This window comes from Paraburkholderia sp. BL18I3N2 (assembly GCF_003001875.1).
Classification (GTDB): domain Bacteria; phylum Pseudomonadota; class Gammaproteobacteria; order Burkholderiales; family Burkholderiaceae; genus Paraburkholderia; species Paraburkholderia phytofirmans.
Window position 1 is genome coordinate 64,399 of the sequence record NZ_PVNC01000022.1, and the last position, 14,258, is coordinate 78,656.

Annotated in this window: 15 protein-coding genes; 8 read left to right on the forward strand and 7 right to left on the reverse strand. The window is 63.1% G+C overall.

Annotated elements, in window-relative coordinates; genetic code table 11:
- Positions 1 to 16: 16 nt before the first annotated feature.
- A complete protein-coding gene (locus tag B0G75_RS34590) occupies positions 17 to 994 on the reverse strand; it encodes a PDR/VanB family oxidoreductase (protein ID WP_106314340.1) in 978 nt (325 codons plus the stop codon).
- Between the two features lie 162 nt (positions 995 to 1,156).
- Complete coding sequence (locus tag B0G75_RS34595; RefSeq protein WP_106314313.1) at positions 1,157 to 2,041, reverse strand: LysR family transcriptional regulator; 885 nt, start codon at positions 2,039 to 2,041, stop codon at positions 1,157 to 1,159.
- Between the two features lie 152 nt (positions 2,042 to 2,193).
- On the opposite strand from B0G75_RS34595, the gene B0G75_RS34600 reads away from it, so the two are divergent.
- Entirely contained in the window at positions 2,194 to 2,943 is a 750-nt protein-coding gene (locus tag B0G75_RS34600) for a sulfite exporter TauE/SafE family protein (protein WP_258194836.1), read from the forward strand.
- A gap of 196 nt (positions 2,944 to 3,139) precedes the next feature.
- Here the strand turns inward: B0G75_RS34600 and cynS are convergent, their stop codons facing one another.
- Both cynS and B0G75_RS34610 read right to left on the reverse strand, forming a co-directional pair.
- A complete protein-coding gene (gene cynS / locus B0G75_RS34605; RefSeq protein ID WP_106314314.1) occupies positions 3,140 to 3,610 on the reverse strand; it encodes a cyanase in 471 nt (156 codons plus the stop codon).
- A 39-nt stretch (positions 3,611 to 3,649) separates the two neighbouring features.
- Positions 3,650 to 4,309: a carbonic anhydrase gene (locus tag B0G75_RS34610; protein ID WP_106314315.1), complete on the reverse strand. Its 660-nt coding sequence runs from the start codon at positions 4,307 to 4,309 to the stop codon at positions 3,650 to 3,652.
- A gap of 123 nt (positions 4,310 to 4,432) precedes the next feature.
- On the opposite strand from B0G75_RS34610, the gene cynR reads away from it, so the two are divergent.
- Positions 4,433 to 5,347 (forward strand): transcriptional regulator CynR, encoded by a 915-nt coding sequence (gene cynR / locus B0G75_RS34615; RefSeq protein WP_106314316.1) that lies wholly within the window; start codon positions 4,433 to 4,435, stop codon positions 5,345 to 5,347.
- 308 nt (positions 5,348 to 5,655) lie between these two features.
- Positions 5,656 to 6,402, forward strand: a complete 747-nt coding sequence (locus B0G75_RS34620) for an SDR family NAD(P)-dependent oxidoreductase (protein ID WP_106314317.1) — start codon at positions 5,656 to 5,658, stop codon at positions 6,400 to 6,402.
- A gap of 117 nt (positions 6,403 to 6,519) precedes the next feature.
- On the opposite strand, the gene B0G75_RS34625 is transcribed toward B0G75_RS34620, so the two are convergent.
- Positions 6,520 to 7,428, reverse strand: a complete 909-nt coding sequence (locus B0G75_RS34625; RefSeq protein ID WP_106314318.1) for a LysR substrate-binding domain-containing protein — start codon at positions 7,426 to 7,428, stop codon at positions 6,520 to 6,522.
- Positions 7,429 to 7,547: 119 nt separating this feature from the next.
- On the opposite strand from B0G75_RS34625, the gene B0G75_RS34630 reads away from it, so the two are divergent.
- The gene (locus B0G75_RS34630) at positions 7,548 to 8,780 is read left to right on the forward strand and encodes a 2-aminoethylphosphonate--pyruvate transaminase (protein ID WP_106314319.1); all 1,233 of its coding nucleotides are present in this window, start codon (positions 7,548 to 7,550) and stop codon (positions 8,778 to 8,780) included.
- A 56-nt stretch (positions 8,781 to 8,836) separates the two neighbouring features.
- Positions 8,837 to 9,640, forward strand: coding sequence for a phosphonoacetaldehyde hydrolase (gene phnX / locus B0G75_RS34635; protein WP_106314320.1), 804 nt, complete (start codon positions 8,837 to 8,839; stop codon positions 9,638 to 9,640).
- A gap of 36 nt (positions 9,641 to 9,676) precedes the next feature.
- On the opposite strand, the gene B0G75_RS34640 is transcribed toward phnX, so the two are convergent.
- Positions 9,677 to 10,573 carry a LysR family transcriptional regulator gene (locus tag B0G75_RS34640; RefSeq protein ID WP_106314342.1) on the reverse strand — a complete coding sequence of 299 codons (897 nt, stop codon included), beginning with the start codon at positions 10,571 to 10,573 and terminating at the stop codon, positions 9,677 to 9,679.
- A gap of 236 nt (positions 10,574 to 10,809) precedes the next feature.
- Here B0G75_RS34640 and B0G75_RS34645 point away from each other — a divergent pair, with 236 nt between their 5' ends.
- Entirely contained in the window at positions 10,810 to 11,841 is a 1,032-nt protein-coding gene (locus tag B0G75_RS34645) for a sensor domain-containing diguanylate cyclase (RefSeq protein ID WP_258194837.1), read from the forward strand.
- Positions 11,842 to 11,854: 13 nt separating this feature from the next.
- Here B0G75_RS34645 and B0G75_RS34650 read toward each other — a convergent pair whose 3' ends face one another.
- The gene (locus B0G75_RS34650) at positions 11,855 to 12,763 is read right to left on the reverse strand and encodes a LysR family transcriptional regulator (protein ID WP_106314321.1); all 909 of its coding nucleotides are present in this window, start codon (positions 12,761 to 12,763) and stop codon (positions 11,855 to 11,857) included.
- Between the two features lie 131 nt (positions 12,764 to 12,894).
- On the opposite strand from B0G75_RS34650, the gene B0G75_RS34655 reads away from it, so the two are divergent.
- Positions 12,895 to 13,677, forward strand: a complete 783-nt coding sequence (locus B0G75_RS34655) for a glucose 1-dehydrogenase (protein WP_106314322.1) — start codon at positions 12,895 to 12,897, stop codon at positions 13,675 to 13,677.
- Positions 13,678 to 14,044: 367 nt separating this feature from the next.
- A complete protein-coding gene (locus B0G75_RS34660; protein ID WP_106314323.1) occupies positions 14,045 to 14,254 on the forward strand; it encodes a hypothetical protein in 210 nt (69 codons plus the stop codon).
- Positions 14,255 to 14,258: the final 4 nt, after the last annotated feature.

Consider the following 14,258-nt stretch of genomic DNA (forward strand, 5'->3'; position numbering starts at 1 on the left):
CACCTCGTGGAGTCTTCTAAAGATCCAACACCAGCACGGGCGACGTAGCGCGTGAAATGCAGCAGCAGATCACTTTGCCGCTCGCGCGTTCCGCTTTGCTCAGGCAATGGTCGCGATGCTCGGGCGTGCCGCTCAACACGTCGACCATGCACGTGCCGCATACACCTTCTCCGCACGACGTATCCACTTCAATGCCGATCGACGCCAGAGCCGCGACGATGGTCGTGTCCTTGTCGACGCGCACGGTCGCGCCGCTGCTCGCGATCCGCACGTCGAAGGTATCGAGCGCGGCCGCTTCGGCGCTCGTAGTCGAAACCGGCTCAGCGGCGAATCGTTCGAGGTGAATCGCTTCAGACGCGATACGCGTTTCGCCGATCGCCACCACACGTTCCATGAAAGGCGCCGGCCCGCAGGTATAAACGTGCGTGCCTTCGCGCGCGTTCGCGAGACAATCGCCAAGCACCGCGTCGAGTTGCTCGCGCGCGACGCCGAAGTGGAGCTTCACATAGTCACTGAAGGGCGCGCGTGAAAGCAGCGGCAAGAACGCCGCGTGCTCCGCGCTGCGCGCGAAATAATGCAACACGAAGCGCTCTTGTTGCCTGAGCAGACGGTACGCCATGCTTAGCAACGGCGTCACACCGATACCCGCGGCGATGAGCACATGTTCTTCGGCGCCCGGAGCGAGCCGGAACAGATTGCGCGGTGCGCCGATAGTCAATTCGCTGCCGACCGTGACATCGTCATGCAGCGAACGCGAGCCGCCGCGTGATGTGTCTTCGCGCTTCACGGCGAACAGATGCGCGTCCCGCTGGTCCGGGTCGCCGCACAACGAGTATTGCCGTGTGAGGCCGGATGGTCCGGTCACGTCGATGTGCGCGCCGGGTTCGTAGTGATCGAACGGTTGCCCGTCCAGTCGCGAGACGCTGAACGAGCGCACGCCATGCGCTTCGTCGCTAACGCTATCGACGCGCACGTTGAAGGTGGTTCTTTCCATGATCTTGCCGGCAAAAAAAGTGGCGGACGGCGCATGCATCGAGCCGCATGCGGTTGTGGGTCAAGGATAAGAAACCGTGCTAAATCAGGCAAATCGATTAAAAATAGGCAGTTAGATAAACCAGACTGATAATAGTGCGGTGCAGGCATTCCAGACGGAAATTCAAATCCCCGCCAGATGCCGCACCAGCGCCTTTTCCGGCCGCGGCATCGCGTTCAGATCGCGCATGCAGATCAGCAACTGGCGCGCGGCCCAGCTATCGGTCAGCTCGATCGTGCGGATGCCGGGCGTGCCGCGATAGCGCTTCGCCGCCGTGGCCGGCACGATACCGACGCCGGCGCCTTGCTCGACCATGCAGCAGATGGCGTCGAACGTCCGCACGTGGGTGCGGAAGCTGAGCGGCTGGCCGGCCAGCAGCGCTCGCTCGCCTAGATAGGCCTGCAACGCGCTGTCCGCGCTCAGCCCGATGAATTCCCGCTCCGCCACTTCCGCTAGTGTCGTGCGGCGCAGCGCGGCAAGCGGATCGTCGCGGCTCGTGATCAGCACGAGTTTGTCGACGGCGAAGGGGAAGGTCTGCAGCGCGCCGTGATCGACCGCGTCGGAGATGATGCCGATTTCAGCCGCGCCGGTCAGCACGGCCTTGACCGTTTCGCTGCTCTGACGCTCCTTCAGATCGATCTGCACGTTGGGGTGATCGCGCAGAAAGAGGCCGATCGCCGAGGGCAGGAACTCGGTGATGGCCGCGGTGTTGGTCCACAACCGTATGCACGCTTTGCGGCCTTCCTGATGCTCGCCTAGTTCGCCCTGCATGCGTTCGATCTGTCCGAGCACGAGCCGCGCGTGATGCGCGAGCGTGTCGCCGGTCGGCGTGGATTCGACACCGCGGCGGCCGCGTTCGAGCAGCGGCATGCCGAGCGCGTCTTCCATGCCGCGCAGCCGCGCGCTCGCCGACGGCAGCGACATGTTCGCGCGCGCCGCGCCGTGAGTGATGCTGCCGGTTTCGAGGATATGCAGAAAGAGGCGTAGGTCGATGAGGTCGAAGCGCATGGAAGACGGATCGTTATGTGTGTGGAAGCGGGTGGGATTCAGCAAGGGTCACAGCCTTAGCCCCAGCCTAAGTCACGGTAAGTATCTTACGCATTGTGGCCGCGCTTGCGGCGATTGAAAATTGCCGGCATCACTTCAACAACAAGCTCCCGATGATCTCTTCGTTTGCGATGCGTGCGGGCGTGGTCGCCGCGACTTTCGTGGTTGCCGGCTTCGTCAAGGGGGTGACCGGCATGGGACTGCCAACCGTCGCCATGGGCGTGCTCGGCACGCTGATGCTGCCGGCGCAGGCCGCCGCCGTGCTGTTGTTGCCGTCGTTCGTGACGAATGTCTGGCAACTGTTCGCGGGGCCGAGCGTGCGGGCGCTGCTCATACGTTTGTGGCCAATGATGCTCGGCATCGTCGCCGGCACTGTCGGGGCCGCGTCGTTCATCGCGGGCGGAGGCGGCGAATGGGCCGTGGTCGGACTCGGCGCCGCATTGACGCTCTACGGCGTGGCCGGTTTGCTGGCGTGGCGCTTTTCGGTGCCGGCGCGGCACGAGCGCTGGTTGTCGCCGGCGATCGGCGCGGTGACGGGCCTCGTCACCGGCGGCACTGGCGTGTTCGTCGTGCCGGCGGTACCGTATCTGCAAGGGCTGGCGCTGAAGAAAGAGGAACTGGTGCAGGCGCTCGGCTTGTCGTTCACGATGTCGACCATCGCGCTGGCAATCGGGCTCACCAGGGAGCACGCGTTCGCCGCCGGCGATCTGGGCGAATCGATATTCGCCGTGGTGCCGGCGCTGCTCGGCATGTGGATCGGACAGCACGTGCGCGGACGCATCGGCGCGGACACGTTCAGACGCTGGTTCTTTATCTGTCTGCTCGGACTGGGTATTCAATTAATGGCACGAGCATTCGTTTAATCAGGCAATGGTGAAACGAATGTGGAAGGAGCGATATCGTGTGGCACGTTATTCTGGATACACTCGGCGCGCTGGCGGTGCTGGCCAGCGTGGCCGCGCAAATCATGTTGCTGCGTAAGTGCTGAATTCATTGCGTGGCAGGCTGCGTCACAGGTTTTGACGGAGCCGTTCTTGATAGAACGACTCCGCTGCCGTCTCAGAACGGTTTGGTCGGCAGATACTTTCCGTCGAGCGTGATCACGGCACGCTGACCGCCTTCCGGATCGTCGACTTTCTTGATGTCGAGCTTGAAGTTGATCGCGCTGATAATGCCGTCGCCGAACTGCTCGTGCACCAGCGCCTTCAGCGTCGAACCGTAGATCTGCACCATTTCGTAGAAGCGGTAGATGGTCGGATCGGTCGGCACGCCGCCCGGAATGCTGCCGCGTAACGGGATGGTTTGCAGCAGGCGCACCGCATCTTCGCCGAGTTCGAGTTTGTCGGCCACGACCTTCGCGGCGTCTGCGGGCAGCGGATGCTGGCCGAGCAAGGCGGCGGTGACGAATGCAAGACTCAGACCGGTGCCTTCGTTGATCTGCTCGAACGTCAGATTCTTGCGAACCTTCGCGTCGATGATCGCGTCGGTCAGTGCTTCACGCGGGGCCTGGCTGTATTGGGACTGCGTCATGATGAATTTCCTCAGAGTAAGTCAATGAAATAAGTGCGGTCAGGCCGCGACGTCGAGTCGAGCCGGGGTGGCACACGTATGCGGATGATCCGCGAGAGAAACGAAGCGATTCGTCGAGCCGTCGAGCGCATCGATCGAGCCGGTTTCGATGTCGTACACCCAGCCGTGCAGCGCGAGATGTCCCTGTTCGAGGGCGAGCCGCACGGAAGGATGAGTCTTGATGTTAGCCAGTTGCGCGATCACGTTTTCGCGGACCATCGAGTCGACCCGGTCGCGTTCGCTCTTGTGCTCGCGCGCCTCGTTGACGACTTTCGCGGAGTCCGCGTAGTGCAGCCAGCTGCGCACGGCAGGCATATGGTCCATGCATTTGCAACTCGCGATGGCCGTCATCGCGCCGCAGTCGGAATGACCGCAGATCACCACATCGGTGACACCGAGCGCGGCGACTGCGTACTCGACCGTGGCGGTCACGCCGCCCGGCTCCGGACCGTACGAAGGCACGATGTTGCCCGCGTTGCGGATCACGAACAGATCGCCTGGTTCGCGCTGCGTGACGAGTTCGGGCACGAGCCGGCTGTCCGAGCACGAAATGAACAAGGTGCGCGGGTTCTGGGTCGTGGCCAGCTTCCTGAAAAGCTCGGAGCGCTGCGGAAAGGCGTCGCGCTGAAACTTCAGGAAGCCGTCGATGATGTCTTGCATGTTTCGCTCCATCAGGTTGTTCGTGGGGAATCAATGGACGAACAATGCGCCGATCAAGCTATAGCGTCCAAGACCGGTTTATTATTCTCTCGATAAGAAACACCAATAGTTCAAGAGGACGTCATGCTACTCAGGCACATCCGTTACTTTCTTGCAGTCGCCGAGCACCGCAATTTCACGCGCGCGGCCGAGGCGCTGCACGTGTCGCAGCCGACGCTGTCGCAACAGATCAAGCAGCTGGAAGACACCTTGCGAGTGCAGTTGCTCGACCGGTCCGGCCGCACGATCCAGCTGACCGACGCCGGCACCGCCTATGTGCATTACGCTCAGCGCGCGCTGCAGGACCTCGAGGCGGGCAAGCGGGCGATTCACGACGTGGAGGAGTTGAGCCGCGGCTCGCTGCGTCTCGCGATGACACCGACCTTCACGGCCTACCTGATCGGCCCGCTTCTGGAGAAGTACAACCGCCGCTATCCGGACATTACGCTGAACATCCTCGAAATGCCGCAGGACCGGATGGAAGCGTTGCTGAGCGAAGACGCGCTCGACGTCGGCATCGCATTCGACGACACGAACACGCCGGACATCGAGACGCAAACACTATTCGTCGAAGCGCTGGCAATGGTGGTCGGCAAGGCGCATCCGCATGCGAAGCGTCGTTCCGCGTTGAAGCTGAGCCAGTTCCAGAAAGAAGCGCTCGTTCTGCTTAATGAAGAGTTCGCAACGCGTCAGTACATCGATCGTTATTGCAAGCTGCATGGCGTGTCACCTCGCATCGCGATGGAGGTGAACTCGATTGGCGCGGTCGTCCAGATCGTGCGTCGCAGTGCGCTCGCCACGCTGCTGCCGGCCGCGATCGCGCGCGAGCAGAGCGAACTGTTTCTCGTGCAGTTGGAGCCGGCTCTGCCACAGCGTACGGCTGCGCTGCTATTGCGCAAAGGCGCGTACCGGAGCGCGGCAACGCGCGCGTTCATCGAACTCGCGATGGAGGGGCTTGCGGCTGATACAGGCGGGCGGCGGGCAAAGGCTGTTTTATAGAAACGCCGACGCTTCGAACCGCCTACACTGACAGGGGGAAGTACTGTTCGTTCTTATGTGCGTGCTTACTCGTGCTTTCCCATTCGCACTGGCGGGCGACACCGCTGGTCGCATCGAGCCTTCGGGCCATCCGCGTCACGTGTCTTCCGATTGTTCGTCTCAACCGACGTATCTATTCGCCTTCAGCCGCTTTATCCGCGCGGCCGACGTAACTACATTGTCACCAGTGTCAGCGCCAGTGCATTTCCACCGCAGCCCGCGAATCTTCGCGACAGCGTCGGCGCCAATCCCATCTATAGGAATCGATCATGAGCAAGCTCACAGGTAAAGTTGCAGTCGTAACCGGTGCATCGAAAGGTATCGGCGCGGCAATCGCCAAGGCATTGGCCGCACAAGGCGCTTCGGTGGTGGTGAACTACGCGTCGAGCAAGGCCGGCGCTGACAGCGTGGTCGAGGCGATCACCGCTGCCGGCGGTAAGGCCGTGGCCGTCGCGGGCGACGTGTCCAAAGCAGCGGACGCGCAAGGCATCATCGATACGGCGGTGGAAAAGTATGGCCGTCTCGACATTCTGGTCAACAACTCGGGCGTGTATGAATTCGCGCCGATCGAAGAGATCACCGAAGAGCATTTTCATAAGCACTTCAACGTGAACGTGCTGGGTCTTCTGTTGACCACGCAGGCAGCGGTCAAGCATCTCGGCGAAGGCGCGAGCATCGTCAATATCAGTTCGGTGGTGAGCCGCATCACGCCGTCGGGCAGCGCGGTCTACACCGCCACGAAGGGCGCTGTCGATGGCATCACCGGCGTGCTGGCACGTGAGCTTGGCCCGCGCAAGATTCGCGTCAATTCGGTGAATCCGGGCATGGTCGCAACCGAAGGCACGCACACCGGCGGCATCCTCGGCTCCGACTTCGAAACGTGGGCCGTCAGTACGACGCCGCTCGGCCGTATCGGCCAGCCTGACGACATCGCCGATGTGGTCGCCTTCCTCGCTTCCGACGATGCACGCTGGCTGACTGGTGAAAGCCTGATCGCTAGCGGCGGATCGCGTTAAGCGATTCGGTGTGAAGGGATGTAGCGTGGCCGCATAAGTCCACGCCGCAATCGCAACACGAGAAAGAAACGAAAGAAGCGCCGCCCGCAGGCATCGCCTGCCGGGCGGCTTGTCGTTTCATTCAGCCGGAGCAGCGGGAACTGGCTTGTCGTTTAATGCCGCGGCCGGCTTCCCCAACTCCACCGCGAACAACGCGTCCAGCAGATTCGAGCCCGGCCGCTCGGCGAGCCGCGTCAGCGATTCGATCATCTGCACCCGGCAGTCCTGTAGCGGAATCATCCTGATCCGCCGCGACTCCTTGAATTCGGCGCGCGCGATGACCCCAACTCCCATGCCTTGCGCGACTGCTTCTTCGAGCGCCTCGCGGCCGTCCACATACATCACCGGTTCCACTTGCAGCGACTCGCGCACCAGTTCGATTTCGAGCAACTGCTGCGTGACGGATTGCGACTCGCGGAAAATCATCGGCTGCTGCACCAGTTCGGCGTAGCTCAGCTTGCGTTTTTTCGCCACCGGATAGCTTGCCGGCACCATCGCCACCAGCGGATCGCGCCGCAATACGCGCGCCTCCAGCCGGCTGTGCACTTGCGGCGCGGCGGTAATGGCCGCGTCGACGACGCTCGAGAGCACGCGCTGCATGCAGTCCGCGGCGTTGGCGATGGACAGCGTCACGACGATGCCCGGATGCAGCTTGCGAAACGCGCCGATCAGCGCGACCGCCAGGTCGGGCGCGTCCGCGGCCAGCGACAGCGAGCCGGATTCGAGCCCGCCCGCCGATTCGAGCAATTGCCGCGCGTCGCGCTCGCAACTGAGCATCTGCCGCGTCACGCTGAAGAGGCGCAGGCCGAGTTCGGTGGTCTCGACGCCGCGCGGCCCGCGTTCGAACAGTTTGACGCCGTAATCCTGTTCCAGCCGCCGCACGTGATCCGACACGGCCGGCTGCGTGAGCGAAAGCGCCTGCGCCGCTTTGGAAAACCCGCCATGTTCCGCGACCGCATGAAATGCCCGCAACTGCGCGTATTGCACGTGTACCTCGCTACCCTATAAGTTATTGCGATACCTGCATCGATTATATCGATTTTACCGATGCCACGCGTTTCTGTACTGTGTAAGTCACCAAACCAGCGATATCGGAGATTCCGAACATGGACAGCGTGATCGACCGTTTAGCAGCCGTGAACGCCGCGGGACCTTCCGCCGTCACGTGCGCGGCACCGGCCGGGGGCGAGCCGTATCTGTTGACACCCGGGCCGCTCAGCACGGCGCTCTCGACCAAGGAAGCGATGCTGCGCGACTGGGGTTCGTGGGACGGCGATTTCCGCGCGATGACAGCGCTATTGCGCAGCAGCTTGCTGGAGATTGCCGGCGACACGGCGGGCGACTACGACTGCGTGCCGCTGCAAGGCAGCGGCAGCTATTGCGTCGAAGCGATGCTCGGCAGCCTGATCCCGCGTGACGGCCATGCGCTCGTGCTGGCCAACGGCGCGTACGGCAAGCGCATCGCGACCACGCTCGGTTATCTTGGTCGCGCCTATACGCTGCTCGACAAGGGCGACTACCTGCCGCCGCGCGGCGCTGAAATCGAGCACATGCTGGACGCCGATCCACGCATCACGCACGTGGTCGCCGTGCACTGCGAAACCAGCTCGGGGATTCTGAACCCGCTCGAAGAAATCGCCGCCGCCACCGCGAAGAAGGGCCGCAAGCTGCTGATCGATTCGATGAGCGCCTTCGGCGCGGTGCCGCTCGACGTGCGCGAGATTGCCTGCGAGGCCTTCGTGTCGTCGGCGAATAAATGTATCGAGGGCGTGCCGGGTTTCGGCTTCGTGATCGCCCGCAAGGGTGCGTTGCAAGAAGCGAAGGGCCGCAGTCACTCGCTCGCGCTCGACGTCCATGATCAATGGGACGTGATGAACCGTACCGGCCAGTGGCGTTTCACGCCGCCCACGCACACGGTCGCCGCGTTTATCGAGGCGCTGCGCTTGCACAAGCTCGAAGGCGGGCAGGCCGGACGTCTCGCGCGCTACGCGAACAATCGCGACGTGCTGGTGGCCGGCATGCACGAACTCGGCTTCGAGCCGCTGCTGAACGCGCGCTGGCGCTCGCCGATCATCGTGACGTTCTTCGCGCCGGCGCATCCGTCGTTCAGATTCGAGCGCTTCTATGAATTGATGAAGCAGCAGGGTTTCATCATCTATCCGGGCAAATTGACGGTGGTGGACAGCTTCCGGATCGGCTGCATCGGTCAGGTGAACGAGCACGTGATGCGCCGCGTCGTGGCGGCGTGCGGCAACGCGCTCGGGACGATGGGCGTCGAGCACGCGGCTCCGCCGTCGGCCGCGCTCGACGAGCGCAAGAGATTGGCCGACGCGGCCTGAAGCACACAGATCGGGCGCACCGCGCGAGCTTGGGAAATTCCTTGGGATCGAAGTAAATGAAACACGTAAAAGCAGTGATTTTCGATTGGGCCGGCACAGTGGTCGATTATGGTTCGCTGGCGCCGATGGGCGCCTTCGTCGAAACCTTCGAACAGTTCGGCGTGTCGATCACGATCGATGAAGCGCGCGGCCCGATGGGCATGGCCAAGCGTCCGCATATCGCGGCGCTGATGGCGTTGCCGCGCGTCGCGCAGGCGTGGGCCGACAAGTACGGCCGCGCGCCGGGCGAAGCGGATATCGACGCCGTATACGACGTGTTCGTGCCGAAGAACATCGCCGTGGCGGCGAGCTACAGCTCGGTGATTCCCGGCGTGGCCGACGTGGCGAGCGCGCTGCGCAGCGACGACATCCGGATCGGCACGACCACCGGCTATACGCGCGAAATCATGGCCGAGATCGTGCCGGGCGCGGCCGCGCAGGGGTTCTCGCCGGACAGCATCGTGTGCACCTGCGATACACCGGAAGGGCGGCCCTCGCCGTACATGATCTACAAGACGTTGCCGGAACTGGGCGTGTGGCGCGCGAAGGATGCGATCAAGGTCGACGACACCGAAGTCGGCATCGAAGAGGGCATCAACGGCGGCACGTGGGCGGTCGGCGTCGCGGTGAGCGGCAACGCTTTCGGCATGGCTGAAAACGACGTCAAGGCGCTGGCCCCGGATGAGTTCGCGTGGCGTCGCAAGGCGGCGATTGAAAAGCTGCAGGCGGCGGGCGCGCACTACGTGATCGACAGCGTCGCGGATCTGATGCCGGTGGTGTATGACATCGAGGCGCGGCTGGCGCGAGGCGAGCGGCCTTGATCGGGAGAGGGGCCTAAGACGCCTCTCTCTAAGGCATTACTCGAAAAACCCCACCGCCAGATCGATAAACTCCCGGATCTTGCGCGGCACGAATTCCCGGCTCGGATACACGAGCGACACCGCCACGTCGCCGTTGAGCACGGCGTGATCCTCGAGAATCCGCATCAGCGTGCCCGCGCGCAATTCGTCATCGACCATCTCCAGCGGCAGCAGCGCAATACCCATCGCGCCGAGCGCCGCCTGTTTCTGCATGATCATGCTGTTGACGGTGAACGACGCATCGAGCGCTATGCTGTCTTCGCCGCCGTCGCCGTTGTCGAACACCCAGGTCTGCGGACTGGTGTCGAGCGGCGCGGTGATCACGCGATGCCGCGCGAGATCGGCGGGCGTTTTCGGATGGCCGGCCTGCGCGAGGTAAGCGGCCGACGCCACCGGCACCGCGTGCGAGTTGATCAGCCGGCGCACCACCAGCGACTCCGAGCGGATCATATGCTCGGTCACGATCCCCACGTCGAAACCGCCTTCGAGCAGATCGACGCGTTTCTCCGTCAACGTGACCCGCAGATTCACACGCGGAAACTTGGCCTGATACTCCGCGAACAGCGGCGTGAGGCGGAATAGCGAAAAGCTGCCCAGCGCCACGATGCGCAGATCGCCCGCGACTTCCTTTGAAGCAGTGGTGGCGCGCGATTCGACTTCTTGGAGTTCGGCCATCAGGAGGCGGCAGCCGTCGGCATACTCGGCGCCGGCTTCGGTCAGCACGACCTTGCGCGTGGTGCGCTGGAATAGGCGAATGCCGAGATGCTTTTCAAGGCTCGACACGTGGCGCGTGACCACCGAGGTCGAGACGCCGAGTTGCTCCGCGGCCTGCGCGAAGCTGCCCGCGTCCGCGACCTTGACGAACGCTTGCATGGCCTGGAAGAGATTGATCATGAGAATGCGAAATGCGCGCGGCGAGAGCGCGTGCAATTGTCTATTGAAAAGGCCGCGCTGCCTGTTACTCGAGTAAACGCAGGCGGCGCGTGACCGGCGGGTGAATTGTACGTCCTGGCACCCCGCGCCGATCCGCGCCGCCATGCGTGGCTTGCGCGCCGACAAGGTTTCGCGGCCGCTCAAGTTTCGCGCGGTTGTGCCGTTGACACGAGCTAATCACATTCCGGGACCCAGCCGTGCAACTCGCCTTCAGTAACGACCGTCTGTCCAGCCGCATGCAGTTCGATTCGTCCGCCGCCGGTGAACCCGAGGTGGAGTCGTCGGTGATTGAATGGCTGTTGCACGACGATCAGGTGATGCGCGAATGCTTCACCCACGCGGCGGAAATTCTCAAGAGCGTGACCGGTGCGGCGATCACCGCGATCACGCTGCTCGACGAGGAGTACCAGCATTACCGCGCCGAGGTCGGCATGGCGATGCCGCTCGTCACGCGGGCCCGTTCGCTCGCCGACTATGCGGTGCGCGACGCCGAGCTGTTCGTCATCGAGGACGCGCACGACGACACCCGTTTCGGCGAATGCATGCTGGTGCAGCGGCATCCGTTCGTGCGTTTCTACGCGGCGATCGCGCTGCGCGCGCCCAATGGCGAGATCGTCGGCGCGTTGTGCGCGATGGACCCGGCGCCCGGCCGCCTCGACGCGGGCCAGCGCGGCGTGTTCTATCACCTGCGCGCGATGATCGAGAACGACCTGAAGATGCGCACGGCCACCGCGATCGATCCGCTGACGCAGTTGTACAACCGGCGGTTCCTGCTGGAGAGCATCACGCGCCGCTGGAAAGAGGCACAGGACGGCGACGTGATGGGATCGGTCGTGGTCGACGTCGACTGGTTCAAGCAATACAACGATACCTACGGCCACCAGGCGGGCGATCGCTGCCTGCGCGAAGTAGCCTCGGTGATGCAGGCCGCGGCCGATGGCGAACGCATCATCGTCGGGCGCATGGGCGGCGAGGAGTTCGGCCTGCTGGTGCTGCACGCGGAGCACGCGGCGCTCGAAGACACGCTCGACATGCTGCGTCAGGGCGTGGCGGATCTGGCGATCGAGCATCGCGCGTCGCCGCTCGGCAGGGTGACGGTGAGCGTGGGCGCGTCGTTGACGCGCATCAGCGAAACCTCCCGGCCGGCGCATCGCGAGGGTTTCGCGAGCGCGGATCGCGCGCTGTATCGATCGAAACATGGCGGTCGAAACCAGGTGACGATGGCGTAGCGCGCCTCTGCGTTCAGGCAGTCTCAAGCTGCGCGTAGAGCTGGCTCACCCAGTCGGCGAACACGCGGAGTTTGGTGCTGTAACGGCGGCTCGGCGGATAGGCGAGATAAACCTGCAGCGGGTCCGGCCGCCAGTCCGTGAGAATCGGCACGAGCTCGCCGCGCTCCACGGCCGGCCGCACCATGAAATCCAGCGTATGAACGATGCCGAGTCCCGCCAGCGCAGTGGCCAGATGCGCGTTGCTCTCGCTCACCATCACCGTATTGCGGACCTTGTCGAGCACGATGCGCTCGCCGTCCTTGAGGAAATGCAAGGGCGGCGCGAGTCCGCTGCTCGCCGAAAAATAGCCGGCCACCGCATGCCCGTCATCGACGATCTCGCGCGGATGTAGCGGCGTGCCATGTTCGGCCAGATACGCCGGGCTCGCACACGTGGTCCAGCGCAGCGTGCCGATGGCGTTTGTCACGAGATTGGGGTCGTCCGCCGTGCTGCGAATCGCGCAGTCGATGTTCTCCGCGATCAGATCGGCGGTCCGGTCCGTCACGCTCAGGCGCACCTGAATGTCCGGGTAACGCGCGCAAAATTCGGGCAGCGCGGGAATCAGAATGCCGCTCGCGGTCGAGCCGCCGCTGTCGACCCGCAGCACGCCGCGCGGATTCGCGCGGTCGCGGCCCAAGGTCGCCTCGATATCGTCGAGTTCACTCAGCAAATACCGCGTGCGCTCGTAATACGCCGTGCCGTCCGTCGTGACGCTGACGCTGCGCGTGCTGCGTTCGAGCAGTTTCACGCCCAGATGGTCTTCGAGCGACTTGACCCACTTGCTGACCGTCGCGTTCGGCATCTGCAGCGACTGCGCCGCCCGGCTGAAGCCGCCGGTTTCCACCACACGCGCAAAGATGCGGATGGCCTGCAAATGATCCATGCGGACTCGATTTCCCGGTGATTATCCACATAGGTGGATAAAGAAGTCACAGTATACCTATTTATCTCTACGTGTGCATGAAATAAGCTTCTCTTCATGGTCAACCGACCTCACAAACTTAGGAGCAGATCATGAACACGTCCACACTTGGAAACGTCAATTCCCGCAAACACGCTGGCAAGATCGTGCTGGTGACGGGCGGCAGCAGCGGCATTGGCTTCGCCGCCGCAACGCGCTTCGCTCAGGAAGGCGCGACCGTCTACATCACCGGCCGGCGTCAGGCCGAACTCGACGATGCGGTGGAGCGCATCGGCCACGGCGCCACCGGGATTCGCGCGGACATCTCGTCAGCCGAAGATCTCGACCGCATGTTCAACACCGTGCAGACCGCCCATAACCGGCTCGACATTCTGTTCGCGAATGCAGGCGGCGGCGAGTTTTCGCCGCTCGGCGCGATCACCGAGGCGCAGTTCGACAAGTACTTCGGCATCAACGTGAAAGGCACGCTGTTCACGGTGCAGAAAGCTTTGCCGTTGATGCGTCCGGGCAGCGCGATCGTCATCACGGGCTCGATTGCCGGAAGCAAGGGCATGCCGGCCTTCGGCGTGTATGCGGCGACCAAGGCCGCGCTGCGCTCGTTCGCGCGTACATGGGCGACCGATCTGAAGGGCCGCGGAATTCGCGTCAACGTGGTGGCGCCCGGCGTGGTGGTGACGCCGGCCTACAAATCCGAACTCGGAATGAACGACGAGCAGATCGCCGCCTTCGCCCAGCAGGCCAGCGAAACGACACCGCTTGGCCGCGTGGGCGAACCGGACGAGATCGCCAAAGCCGTCTCGTTCCTCGCTTCGGACGACGCGAGCTACATCACGGGGATCGAAATGGCTGTCGACGGTGGCATGGCGCAGGTGTAGCACTACCAGGCAAGCGTCGAGACTTCATAATAAAAGGCCGGTTTTTCCGGCCTTTTTTGCATGTGAAGGGTCAAAGGCCACGGCGCATTCAGCAAAACATTCCGATATTCATCGAACGAATAGATTGCGTTTCTCAAGCGTGCCTCTGCGTGAGCTTTTATCCGTTACGCATAAGGTTCTCTTAAGCTTGAACTGTTCAGATAGAAGGAGACGGTTGCGTCGGGCCGGAGCATAAGAACGCTTCGCCTCGCCAGCGGGGAGAGCCGCTGGTTGCACGCGCAACGAAAAACAACCGAGAAAAACAACGATGCATAACGGACGAAAATCCGCTCGAGAGGCAGAGAAGACGCTTTGCAGATCCACCTACATGATGGAGTTGGCGCGCGGCAGTTCGTACATTGCCAGCACGTTGACGCCGGCGACGCAACAGGCCGCCATCGCTGAAGTCCTGAACGGATTTCGCGAGGAGCACGGCGCCGACGCATTGCTCATCTTCCGCGATCTGCTCGCGGAGAGTCTCAAGAATCGCAAGCACAAACTTGCGGCGGAGGCGGTGCTGAATTTCGAGCTGCCCTAGTCGC